This window comes from Pseudonocardia sp. GCM10023141 (assembly GCF_042653605.1).
The window spans coordinates 140,499-151,811 of the sequence record NZ_JBHSIR010000063.1; the positions used below are offsets into that span (position 1 = coordinate 140,499).

Genomic DNA, 11,313 nt, shown 5'->3' on the forward strand with positions numbered 1-11,313 from the left:
ATTTGGGGAGTCCTGGGTACTGGGCCCGATCGTCGCGGGCATCCCGGCTCCGGGTCAATGTCTGGGGTCAGGACTGGTCTCAGGGATCAGGAGGGGAAACCGAACTCGCGGCAGGGGTTGTCCCACAGGATCCGCCGCCTGTCGACATCCTCGGGCACCTGCGGCCTGCAGCGCGGCGAGCCCGGCGCGGGGGACGTCGTTGCGCACCACGGCCATGCGCGGTAGCGCCCGCCGCCCGTCGCGATCGCGTCGAGCAGGCAGCGGTTGTCCTCGCCGTAACCGGAGTTGGGCCCGACCAGCAGGGCGTGCTCGACGCCGTGCCAGTCCAGCACAGCGGCCAGGCGGGCCGGCGTGCCGAGCTCCTGGCCTGCGGGCGCGTAGAACGTGTCGGGCGCGTACGGGAAGCGCGCCGGGTCGAACACGTGGACGTGACAGTCGATGATGCGCGCGGGTTCGGCGAGCGGCACGGTCACGGCGACTACGGGCCACCCGACCAGGCCCAGGACCCCTCCTGCCCGAGCCCGCGCGCCCTCACAGATCACGCAGGCCATGCGGCCCATCGACGAAACGCTGTTCACCGACCTCCTGCGCGCCTACGTCGAAGACCGACGATGACGTGACCTGGCTCCGTTCAGCGCGACGGGCCGGATCCGGGTGGGATCGCACCGTCGGCGAGCAGGCGGGCGGCGGCGTGGGCGTCGGTGCGCCGCTCGACGACGGCGGCGGCGAGCTCGGCGAGTGCGCCGCCGTGGCGGACCCCGCCGAGCCGGGCCCGCAGCTGCGCGAGCGTCAGCCCCTCGATCTCGCGGGCGGCGCGGCGGACGCGGCGCTGGTGCAGCCGGTCAGCGCCGTCGAGCCAGGCGCGGTGCTTCGCGATCGCCGCCAGTACGTCGTCGATCCCGGTGCCCTGCTCCGCCGACGTCATGACGATCATCGGTCGCCATGACCCGGCCGCGGAGTGCGGGCCGCCGAGCCCGAGCATCTGCCGCAGGTCGGCGGCGACACGGCCGGCACCGTCGCGGTCGGCCTTGTTGACGACGAACACGTCCGCGATCTCCAGCACCCCGGCCTTGGCCGCCTGGACGCCGTCGCCGAGACCGGGGGCCAGCAGCACGAGCGTCGTGTCGGCGCTGCCGGCCACGTCGACCTCCGACTGCCCGACGCCGACCGTCTCCAGCAACGTGACGTCGCAGCGGGCGGCGTCGAGGACCCGCAGCGCGAGTGGCACGGCGGCGGCCAGGCCGCCGAGGTGCCCGCGGGTCGCCATCGACCGGATGAGCACACCCGCATCGGTGGCGTGGGTCTGCATGCGGATCCGGTCGCCGAGCAACGCCCCGCCGGAGAACGGCGACGTCGGGTCGACGGCCAGCACGCCCACCCGGCGCTCCTGCCTGCGCAACGCGCCGACCAGCGCGGACGTGGCGGTCGACTTGCCGACGCCGGGCGCCCCCGTCAGGCCGACGACGTGCGCGTAGCCCGAGTCAGGGACCAGCAGCGCGGCAAGTTCGGGCAGGCCGGGCGAGCCCGACTCGACCATCGTGATGAGCCGGGCGACGGCGCGCGGGTCGGCTCCCCGAGCCCGCTCGACGAGCTCGGGGAGAGCGACGTCGTCGCGACGGCCCATGGCGCCGGGTCACTCCGCCGCGGCGGCCCGGGCGACCGAGCCCGCCTTCGGTCGAGTCGCGCGAGCGGCCTCGGCGGCCGCCGCAGCCGCCCAGTGGTCCTCGGCCACCCAGGCGTGGGCGAACGCGGTGGTGGCGACGGCCTCGTGCTCGGGTGCCGACGGCGGCGCGACCAGCCCGACGAGTGCCTTGATCCCCCGCCCGGCAACGGCCGGGACGGCGGCGAGCTGGGCCAGCAGCTGCGCAGCCGCGGTGTCGAAGTCACGCCGCGGCACCACCGTCTCGACGAGCCCGTGCGCGCCGGCCTCGGCCGCGGTGAGCGGGGTGCCGGTCAGCAGCAGCTGCAGCGCGCGCCCGCGGCCGACCAGCCCGGTCAACCGCTCCACACCGCCCCACGCCGGCATGATCCCGAGCGCGACCTGGTTGAACGCGATCCGGATGTCATCGGCGGCGAGCCGCATGTCACACGCCACCGCGACCTCCGCCCCACCGCCCATCGCGTGCCCGTTGAGGAGGGCGACGGTCGGCGCGGGCAGCGTCGCGAGCCGGTCGAGGCAGCTGCGCATGGTGCGCGACATGGCCTGCGCATCGGCGAGCGAGCGGATCTGCGCCAGCTCCTTGAGGTCTCCGCCCGAGATGAAGACGCGGTCCCCGCCGCCCCGGACCGCGACGACGCGCACGTCTCCGCGGTCGAGGTGCTCCTCGACGACGTCGAGCACCCCGCCGAACTCGGCCATGGTGGTGCGGTCGATGGCGTTGCGGGTGGCTGGTCGGTCGATGGTGACGGTGGCGACCGCACCCGTGACGGTCAACGTGACACCGGGATCCATGCCATCACCCTAACTGATCGGATATCGGAGATCTATGGGTCGTGCGACGGCCCCGCCGAGCCGAGGGCGGCTCACGGTGCGGGGCAGCGCCCCGGGAGCTCGGCCAGCACCTCTTCGGTGTCCGCACCGAGGCGCGGCGGCGGCAGCACGGTGTCGACCGAGTGCGACAGGATCGGCCCGCGGGTGCGCCGGAAGACCGCGCCGTCCACGTCCTGCTCCGTGACCAGCCCGCGCGCGACCGCGTGCGGGTCGGTGAACGCCTGCGGCAGCCGGTTCACGGCCGCGCACGCCACCCCGGCCGCCGCCAGCCGGGTGGCCCACTCGCTCGATGTGCGCGTCAGCAGCACCGCCTGCAGCCGCGCCGTCAGCTCCGGCGCGAGCGCGGCACGGCCCTCCCGCGTGGCGTAGCGCTCGTCGCGCAGCTCGTCGGCGCCGTCGAGTTGTGCAGCGTCGTCCAGCTGCGCGACCACCTCGACCATCCGCGCCCACATCGGGTCGTTGCCGACGAACAGGTTGAGCCAGCCGTCGGCGGTGCGGAAGTTCTGCGCGGGCACCAGGCTCGGGTGCGCGGAGTTCGCGATCCGGGCCGGCACGACGCCGGCGTTGAGGTTCCACGCGGACAGGTAGGTCAGCATCGAGTACTGCACGTCGACGAGACCGAGGTCGACGTGCTTGCCCACGCCCGTGCGCCCGACCTCGAGCAGCCCGGCACACACCGCGAGCGCCGCCGCCAGCCCGCCGGCATGGTCGACGTAGGAGATGCCCGCCTTCGTCGGCGGGCCGTCCGGATCGCCCGCGAGCTCCATGACCCCGGCCATGGCCTGGATCGTGTAGTCGTAGCCGGGATGGCGGGCGTACGGGCCGGTCTCGCCGAACCCGCTCAGCGACACCGTGAGGATGCGGGGGTTGACCTGGGCGAGTGCCTCGTGGTCGAGGCCGAGCTTGGCGAGCACGCCGGGCCGGTAGTTGTCGAGCACGACATCGGCCGAGCGGACGAGGTCCCGGACCCGCTCCTGGCCCGCCTGCGTGGCAAGGCCGGCAGCGACCGATCGCTTGCCCCAGTTCAGCGCCATGAAGTAGAGCGACTCGTCGCGCTCGTCACGCGGGCGCATGCTGCGCGCCTCGTCGGCGTGGTCGGGGTCCTCGATCTTGACGACGTCCGCACCCATGTCCGCGAGGCACATCCCGGCGTAGGGCCCGGCCAGGAAGTGGGTCAGCTCCAGCACCCGGACACCGGTGAGCGCCGCCACGGCCGTCAGCTCCCGGTCTCGGGGGCGGTCCAGAAGCCCTTCTCGTCGAAGAACTCGATGAGCATCTTGCCGGACTCCTGAACGTGGTTGGCCGCCTCCGTGCGCGCGCGCTCGGGGTCGCGCGCCTGCAGGGCCTGCAGGATGGCCTCGTGGCTGGTGGTGGAGGTATCGGCCCAGTCGGGCAGCATCATGTAGAACCGCTCGGGGATCCTCCGCAGCGTGTTGCGCATCAGCCGCAGCATCGTCGGCGCCCCGGCGGCCTGGTTGATGATCCGGTGGAACTCGAAGTTGGTGGTCTCGAGCCCGGCCACGTCGTGGGTGCGCACCGCTTCCTTCCACTCGGAGTGCACCTCGGCCAGCAACGCGAGCTGCTCGTCGTCGAGCTGCTCGCAGGCGCGCGCGGTGAGCTCGCCGGCGAGGGTGGCGTGCAGCCAGTAGACGTCGGCGATGTCGCGCCGCGTGGTGCGGGCCACGCGGAACGACCGGCCGCGACCGCCCGTGATGAGGCCCTCGTGCGAGAGCTGCAACAGCGCCTCGCGGATCGGCATGGTGCTGACGCCGAGCTCGCCGGCGAGCGCGTCCTGGGTGATCTGATCGCCGGGGTGCAGGTCGCCCATGAGGATCATCCGGCGCACGGTGTCGGTGACCTGGTCGCTCATGGACCGCACCCGCGGCCGGTGCACCTCGCGCCGACCGCGCCGCCGCGCGTTCTCGTCCTTCACATCGACCATAGTGCCCATCCCCCATGTGAGTCGCTGCCGAGCAGCCTGTCGAGGTCCGCCCCCGGGTCGGCGACCGTACCCGGTCGCGCCACGCACTCGGCGAACTTGTCGGCGAGCGTGGCCGTGGCCAGCGATCCCGACCCCCGGTTCGACAGCCGGTTGACCCGCCGCTCGAAGACCCCGCGCGTCGTGCTGACCCGTACCTCCGTGAACTCCTTCGCGAAGAACGTGTCCCCACCGTGCAGGTCGGGATGCACGCCGAAGCGCACCCGGCGCCCGAGCTCGACCAGATCCTCGTCGACGCGGTCGAAGGGCGCGAGGCCGGCCCGCCCGTCCCGCAGCCCCGCCGCGATGCAGTAGGGGATGCAGAACTTGGCCGCGTAGCCGGTGTCGGGACGGTCGACGTGCATGACGCGCGGGACGAACTCGTGCACGAGCACCTCGACGTCGAGGATCTCGTCGGGACTGATGCCCTCCTCGTCGCGCAGGGCGATGGCGGCGTCGAGTCCCGAGTGGACGAGCCCGCAGCAGGCGTAGATCTTGAACACCGGGCCGGGTTCGGTGAGGTCCCAGTGCCGCCCGAGCGTCGCGGTCGTGCGCTCGGGCCGAGCTCCCGCCGGACCCGCGAACTGCGCGAAGAAGCCCTGGTCGGCCTCCATCGGATCGGGGTGGCCCACGAAGCCGTCGGCGGCCAGCCGGGCGGCGTTGATGCCGTTGCGGGCCGCCTTCCCCACGTGGTACGCGTTGATCATGTTGCCGATCATGATCTTGACACCGGACGTCTCCGACGTCGCGATCGACAGCGCGGCGAGCGTGCGCTCGGCGTCGAGGCCGAGCAGCCGGGCGCACGCGGCGGTGGCCGCGTAGCCCGACATCGTCGCCGTCGGGTGCCATCCGATCGCGTAGTGCTCGGGGTTCACCGCGCGGGCGATCGCCGCGGCCGCCTCCCAGCCGAGGCAGTAGGCGGTGACGACGTCCGTGCCCGGGTACGGCGTGTCGGCCTCTTCGGCCAGCGCCGCGAGCGCGGCGAGCATCGCCGACCCGACGAACCCGCTCACCGCGAAGCTGATCGCGTCGTAGTCCAGGCAGTGCGCCGTGGCGCCGTTGACCAATGCCGCCGCCGACGCCTCCACCCGCGCATCCGGTGCGCCCAGCACGCGCGCCCGGCCGGGGGCCGACCGCGGCAGGACGCTGTCGCGGATCGTCGCCGCCGTCGGCTCGAGCTGGCCGGCCTGCGCGGTCGCGTAGGCGTCGACGATGGTGTCGACGGCGTTGCGGCGCACGAGCGCCGGGATCGCGGCGGCGGGCGTCTCGGCCACGAACGCCGCGAGTGCGGCGCTGACCCCCGTTGCCCCGAGACCGGCCGCCCCGCTCACAGCTCGCCCTCCGCGAACGTCACCCCGTACACGTCGCGGGCGGTGGCGACGCTGACCTTCCCGTCGCGCACGTCGCGCAGTAGCTCGTCGCGGTCGCGCAGCGCCGGGTCGCCGACCCCGCCGCCGCTGGCCGTGTGGTGCTCGATGACGTCGCCCGCCTGCACGGCGAGCGTGACCTTGGCCGGCAGCAGCTGTCGCTCACCGTCGCGGACCAGCCACGTCTTGGACGTCGCGCCGGGGTGGCCGCCGTGCAGCCCGTAGGGCGGGGTGGCGTTGCGGTGGCTGCGCAGGCTCAGCCGCGCCTCGGGCGCGAGCAGCTCCAGCGCCCGCCCGACCGCCATGCCGCCGCGGTAGCGGCCCGCACCGCCGGTGTCGTCGACGAGCCCGTAGGAACGCACGAGCATCGGGTCGTCGCGCTCGATCTCCTCGGCCGAGCGGTTCGCGACGTTGGCCGCCATGTTGGCCGCGCCGTCGATGCCGTCGGCCGCCGGGCGGGCGCCCCACGCTCCGCACACGATGTCGTTGACCTGGAACCGCTTGCCGTCGACGAAACCGCCGAACCGCAGGCCCGACGTGCCACCGTCACCCGCGGCAGGCACCCGGTCGGGCATGGCGGCCGAGAGCGCCCCGTAGATCGTCTCGATGACCCGGTAGCCGATGACACCGCGGGCCGCGACCCCCGCCGGGAACGCGGCGTGCACGATCGTGGCCTCCTCGGTCGTCACGGTGACCTGCTCCATGAAGCCGGCGTTGACCGGCAGGTCCTCGCGGGCCAGCGCGCGCACCGCGGCGTAACAGGCCGACTCCGTGAACGACAGCGTCGCGTTGATCGAGCCGGCCACCTGCGGTGCGGACCCGGTGAAGTCGAACTCGATCCGGCCGTCGGCGATCGTGACCGTCGCGTGGATCCGCACCGGGTTGTCGGAGATCCCGTCGTGGTCCTCCACGTCGGAGAACTCGTAGCGGCCCTCCGGCCAGTCGCGCAGCTCGCTCTCGAGGCTGCGCCTGCCGTGGTCGAGGATCGCCGCGGAGTGCGCGCGGAACGCGGCGAGACCGTGCCGTCGGACCAGCTCGGTGAGCGCGGCCCCGCCCTGCCGACACCCCGACACCTGCGCCGCGAGGTCACCCGCGAGCACGTCCGGGATGCGGACGTTGGCGCGGATCACCTCCCAGAGCGCCTCGTTCTCCACCCCGGCGCGGTACAGCTTCACCGGCGGCAGCCGCAGACCCTCCTCGAAGATCTCCCGCGAGTCGGCGCCCGACCCACCCGGCACCCGGCCCCCGATGTCGATGTGGTGCGCGACCACTACCAGGTAGCCCAGCAGCTCCCCGTCCAGGTGCGCGGGGGCGAACGCGAAGATGTCGGGCAGGTGCATGCCGCCCGAGTACGGGTCGTTGAGGATCGCCAGGTCGCCCTCGTCGAGGCCCTCGGGGAAGCGCTCCAGCATCGCGGCCGTCGCCCGCGGCATGGCACCGAGGTGCAGCGGCAGCGAGAAGCCCTGCGCGAGCATCCGCCCGTCGGGCAGGCACACCGCGGTGGAGAAGTCCAGGTACTCGCGGATGACCGGGCTCAGCGAGCTGCGCGCGAACCGGATCGCCACCTGGTCGGCGATGGCCTGCAGCTCGCCGCGCAGCGCCTCGAACTGCAGGACGTCGTCGAGTGCCCTCATGCCTGGCGCTCCAATCGGAGGTTGCCGCGCTCGTCGCGGACGGCCGTCCAGCCGGGCGGGACGACGGTGGTGGTGTCGGGGTCGTCGACGACGAACGGCCCGGGGCGAGGAGCATCGAGATCGGCCCGGCCGAGCACCATGACCTCGACGTCGACACCGGGGAACCGCAACCTGCGGACCACGTCGACGGACCGGGTCACGATCGCACCTCGCAGGTCGACCGACGCTCCCGCGCCGCCGGTGACGGTGGTGCGGACCCGCACGATCTCGACCGGGCTGCTCAGGGCGTGCCCGTAGCTCTCGCGGTGCAGCGCGTGGAAGCGCTCGCGCAGCCCGTCGACGCCCGCGGCGTCGAGCGGGACGTCGACCTCCACGGCCAGCTCGGAGGCCTGGCCGCGGTAGCGCACGTCGAACACCTGCCGCACCGACACCGCACCCGCGGTGCCGACGCCGCTGGGCGCCCCGGCGATGTCGAACCGCTCCCGCGCCGCCGCCCCGATCGCGGCGGTCCGCTCCCGCACGTGGTCGGCGTGCTCGGCCGCCAGGCCCACGCGCAGCGTCTCCGAAGTCGTCAGCTCGAACGGCGTCGTCAGCAGCCCCACGGCGCTGTGCACCCCGGCGAGCGGCGGGACGACAACGCTCGCGATGCCCACGGTGGCGGCCATCGTGGCCGCGTGCAACGGCCCGCTGCCGCCGAACGCGACGAGCGTGTGCGCGGCGACGTCCTTGCCGCGCTCGGTGGTGACGGCGCGCAGGACCCGCGCCATCTGCCGGTCGGCGACGTCGTGCACGGCCAGTGCCGCCTCGTCGACGGTGATCCCGAGCGGCTCGGCGACGTACTTCGCCAGCGCGGTGCGGGCCAGCTCGACGTCGACGTCGATGCCCGCCGAGCGCAGGCCCTCGGGGTCGACGTAGCCGAGCAGCAGGTTGGCATCGGTCACGGTCGGCAGCTCACCACCGCGGGCGTAGCAGGCCGGTCCGGGTGCGGCACCCGCGCTGCGCGGGCCGACGTGCAGGCCGCCCGCGGCGTCGACCCGCGCGATGCTGCCACCCCCGGCCCCGACCTCGGCGAGGTCGACGACGGGCAGGTGCACGGTGTAGCCGCCGCCCTTGAGCAGCTGGGACGCGGCCGAGACCTCGGAGCCGACGGAGAACTCGCTGGCGAAGGCGACGGTGTAGTCCTCCAGCAACGACGCCTTGGCCGTGGTGCCGCCCATGTCGAAGCTGATGGCGTGGTCGAGCCCCGCTGCCCTGGCGACGTCGGCGGCGGCCAGCACACCCGCGGCCGGGCCCGACTCCAGCAGGTGCGCGGGGAACCGGCCCGACTCCCCCACCGGCATCATCCCGCCGGAGGACTGCATGACGAACACGGGCGCGCGGCTGCCCCGCTCGGCCAGCGAGCTCTCCAGCCGTTGCAGGTAGCCCGACACCACCGGGCGCAGGTAGGCGTTGGCCACGGCCGTGCTGGTGCGCTCGTACTCGCCGATCTCCCGCACGAACCGGGTGGCGACGGTGACGTCCAGCTCGGGGAACTCGCGCTCCAGCCACCCCGCCACGAGCTCCTCGTGCGCCGGGTCGGCGTAGGCGTTGAGCAGCGACACCGCCATGGTGGTGACGCCCTCGGCGACGGCGCGCTCCACCGCGGGCCGCAGCGACTCCAGGTCCGGCGCCGTGACGGGCTCGCCCGCTGCGCTCATGCGCTCGTCGACCTCCAGCCGGTAGCGGCGGGTGGCCAGCGGCACGGGCTTGGACCAGTCGAGGTCGTAGAGCGCGGGCGTGCGCAGGCGGCCGAGCTCGAGCACATCGCGGAACCCGCGGGTGGTGATCACGGCGGTGAGGGGGCCGCTGCGCTCCAGCACGGCGTTGGTGGCCACCGTCGTGCCGTGCCGCAGGTCGACGACCGCATCGAGCGTGCCGCCGCAGTCGACGACCAGCGCGGCGCTGCCCTCGACGACGGCCTCCTCGAACGCGTGCGGCGAGCTCGGCACCTTGCGTGCCGACACCCGCCCGTCGTCGTCGAGCACCACCACGTCGGTGAACGTGCCGCCCACGTCGGCGCCGACCCTCATCAGCCTGTGCTCCTGTCGTCGTCCGCCGGCCCCGCGCCGCGCGCGATCGCGTCCTCGAACGCGTCCGCGTCGGCCCAGCCCGCGAGGTCCATGTACTCGGTGAAGCCCATCAGCTCCGGCGGCGCCGTGCTCGCGGCCAGCGCCGCGAAGTAGCGCTGCACGGCCAGTGTCGCCGCCCGCGCGGCCTGGATCGGCCAGATGCTGATCCGCACGTCGAGGCTGCGGGCCTCGGCGTCGGACAGCGCGGGGGTGCGGTCGCTGCCGGACACGTTGTGCAGCATGGGGAATCCGGTGGCCTCGTGCACCCGCTCCAGGTCGGCGACCGCACGCACCCCGTTGATCATCAACAGGTCGACGCCCGCGCCCGCGTAGGCCTTCGCCCGCTCGACCGTCGCCTCGATGCCCTCGGTGAGCAGCGAGTCGGTGCGGGCGATGAGCACGAGCCCGGAGTCGGCGGCGCGGGCGGCGTCGAGCCTGCGCAGCATCTCCGCGATCGGCACACACGGCTCCGCGGTGAGGTAACCGCACCGGCGCGGGAAGGGCTGGTCCTCCAGGTGCACCGCCGCCGCGCCCGCCGCAGCCAGCTCGCGCAGCGTGCGGCGGATGGCGACGATGTCGCCGTAACCGGTGTCACCGTCGACGACGACCGGCAGGCCGGCCGCGTCGGCGACGACGTGGACGGCGTCGATCAGCTCGGTCAGTGACAAGAGGCCCATGTCGGGCAGCCCGCGCGCGGCCGAGGCGCCCGCACCGCTGACGTAGAGGCTCTCGAAACCGGCCGCCGCGGCGAGGCGTGCCGCGAGTCCGTCGGTGGCACCGGGGCAGCGCACCTGTGGCGCGGCGGGGTCGGCGAGCCGCGCCCGCAGCGCGGCGGCGGGGGTGGTGGTCACGCGCCGGACCCCGTGCCCGATCCGGAGACGGCGGCCTGTGCGCACGCCTCGTCCTGGTCGGCGGAACCGCCGCTGACGCCGACGGCGCCCACCACCGCACCGCCCGCGACGATCGGGACGCCACCGGCGACGAACATCAGCCCGTCGACGACGTTCGCGAGCGCCGCCTGGTTGGCCGGCACGATCCGTTCCGCCAGCGCCGCGGTGGGAGCGCCGAAGTTGACCGCGGTGCGGGCCTTCGCCACCGCGACGGCGAACGCCGAGTGGTAGGAGCCGTCGAGGCGCTGGACCGACACCGGGGCCATCGTCGCGTCGAGCACCACCACCGCGACCCGCAGCCCGTGCTGCCGCGCGTGGGCGATGCCGGCCTCGACGGCGGCGTTGGCGACCGCCAGGAAGTCGCTCACGCCTGTGCCCCCGCGAACTCGCGCATCCGGCGCAGCCCCTGGCTGAGCATGAACGCGTTGCCGTAGACGGTCTCCGCGGTCATCTCGCCGCTGTCGTCGAAGCTCACCAGCGCGGCGACCGAGTAGCGGATCGGGCGACCTGCGGGCAGGCCCTCGAAGTCGGTGGCAGGCGTCGCGGTGATCGTGACCAGGGTGAGTGCCTGGTTGCGCTCGGGCCACGGGAGCACGTCGTCGAGGTGGATGGAGTAGTCGGAGAACTGCTGGTAGAGCGTGCGCCAGACGTTCAGGTAGCTCTCCGCCCCGCTCAGCACGCCGAACGGCGACGGGTCGTCGGGATAGCTGGGCGCCTTCACGACGTAGTCGACGTCGTCGTGGATGGTGTCGGCGATCGCCTGCAGGTCGCGGCTGTTCTCGGCAGCGAAGTGCTCGGCGGCCAGCTCGCGGAGTCGGTCGGCGCTCAGCATGCATCCTCCAGAG

The 11,313-nt window shown here is 73.8% G+C and carries 11 protein-coding genes; all 11 read right to left on the reverse strand.

What is annotated here, in order from left to right; all coding sequences use genetic code 11:
- Window positions 1–86: 86 nt before the first annotated feature.
- The 11 genes from ACFPFQ_RS35925 to ACFPFQ_RS35975 all read right to left on the reverse strand — a co-directional run bounded on the left by ACFPFQ_RS35925 (window position 87) and on the right by ACFPFQ_RS35975 (window position 11,300).
- Window positions 87–473 (reverse strand): amidohydrolase family protein, encoded by a 387-nt coding sequence (locus tag ACFPFQ_RS35925; protein ID WP_379627026.1) that lies wholly within the window; start codon window positions 471–473, stop codon window positions 87–89.
- 158 nt (window positions 474–631) lie between these two features.
- Window positions 632–1,624, reverse strand: a complete 993-nt coding sequence (gene meaB / locus ACFPFQ_RS35930) for a methylmalonyl Co-A mutase-associated GTPase MeaB (RefSeq protein WP_379627028.1) — start codon at window positions 1,622–1,624, stop codon at window positions 632–634.
- A gap of 9 nt (window positions 1,625–1,633) precedes the next feature.
- A complete protein-coding gene (locus ACFPFQ_RS35935; RefSeq protein WP_379627030.1) occupies window positions 1,634–2,452 on the reverse strand; it encodes an enoyl-CoA hydratase/isomerase family protein in 819 nt (272 codons plus the stop codon).
- A 71-nt stretch (window positions 2,453–2,523) separates the two neighbouring features.
- The gene (locus ACFPFQ_RS35940; RefSeq protein WP_379627032.1) at window positions 2,524–3,702 is read right to left on the reverse strand and encodes a CaiB/BaiF CoA transferase family protein; all 1,179 of its coding nucleotides are present in this window, start codon (window positions 3,700–3,702) and stop codon (window positions 2,524–2,526) included.
- 5 nt (window positions 3,703–3,707) lie between these two features.
- Window positions 3,708–4,361, reverse strand: a complete 654-nt coding sequence (locus ACFPFQ_RS35945; protein WP_379627034.1) for a GntR family transcriptional regulator — start codon at window positions 4,359–4,361, stop codon at window positions 3,708–3,710.
- 59 nt (window positions 4,362–4,420) lie between these two features.
- Window positions 4,421–5,800 (reverse strand): MmgE/PrpD family protein, encoded by a 1,380-nt coding sequence (locus tag ACFPFQ_RS35950; protein ID WP_379627035.1) that lies wholly within the window; start codon window positions 5,798–5,800, stop codon window positions 4,421–4,423.
- Window positions 5,797–7,470: a hydantoinase B/oxoprolinase family protein gene (locus ACFPFQ_RS35955; protein WP_379627037.1), complete on the reverse strand. Its 1,674-nt coding sequence runs from the start codon at window positions 7,468–7,470 to the stop codon at window positions 5,797–5,799. Before ACFPFQ_RS35955 ends, ACFPFQ_RS35950 begins: the two co-directional genes overlap by 4 nt.
- Window positions 7,467–9,539 (reverse strand): hydantoinase/oxoprolinase family protein, encoded by a 2,073-nt coding sequence (locus tag ACFPFQ_RS35960; protein ID WP_379627039.1) that lies wholly within the window; start codon window positions 9,537–9,539, stop codon window positions 7,467–7,469. Before ACFPFQ_RS35960 ends, ACFPFQ_RS35955 begins: the two co-directional genes overlap by 4 nt.
- A complete protein-coding gene (locus ACFPFQ_RS35965; RefSeq protein ID WP_379627041.1) occupies window positions 9,539–10,429 on the reverse strand; it encodes an isocitrate lyase/PEP mutase family protein in 891 nt (296 codons plus the stop codon). The genes ACFPFQ_RS35960 and ACFPFQ_RS35965 overlap by 1 nt, the downstream gene beginning before the upstream one ends.
- Window positions 10,426–10,836: a GlcG/HbpS family heme-binding protein gene (locus tag ACFPFQ_RS35970; protein ID WP_379627043.1), complete on the reverse strand. Its 411-nt coding sequence runs from the start codon at window positions 10,834–10,836 to the stop codon at window positions 10,426–10,428. Before ACFPFQ_RS35970 ends, ACFPFQ_RS35965 begins: the two co-directional genes overlap by 4 nt.
- Window positions 10,833–11,300 (reverse strand): nuclear transport factor 2 family protein, encoded by a 468-nt coding sequence (locus tag ACFPFQ_RS35975; RefSeq protein ID WP_379627045.1) that lies wholly within the window; start codon window positions 11,298–11,300, stop codon window positions 10,833–10,835. Before ACFPFQ_RS35975 ends, ACFPFQ_RS35970 begins: the two co-directional genes overlap by 4 nt.
- Window positions 11,301–11,313 lie beyond the last annotated feature (13 nt).

Bases quoted from the DNA above. Each gene is read 5' to 3' on its own strand.
- ACFPFQ_RS35945 (WP_379627034.1), bottom strand. From the start codon at position 4,361: ATGAGCGACCAGGTCACCGACACCGTGCGCCGGATGATCCTCATGGGC.
- ACFPFQ_RS35960 (WP_379627039.1), bottom strand. From the start codon at position 9,539: ATGAGGGTCGGCGCCGACGTGGGCGGCACGTTCACCGACGTGGTGGTG.
- ACFPFQ_RS35935 (WP_379627030.1), bottom strand. From the start codon at position 2,452: ATGGATCCCGGTGTCACGTTGACCGTCACGGGTGCGGTCGCCACCGTC.
- ACFPFQ_RS35955 (WP_379627037.1), bottom strand. From the start codon at position 7,470: ATGAGGGCACTCGACGACGTCCTGCAGTTCGAGGCGCTGCGCGGCGAG.
- ACFPFQ_RS35975 (WP_379627045.1), bottom strand. From the start codon at position 11,300: ATGCTGAGCGCCGACCGACTCCGCGAGCTGGCCGCCGAGCACTTCGCT.
- meaB (WP_379627028.1), bottom strand. From the start codon at position 1,624: ATGGGCCGTCGCGACGACGTCGCTCTCCCCGAGCTCGTCGAGCGGGCT.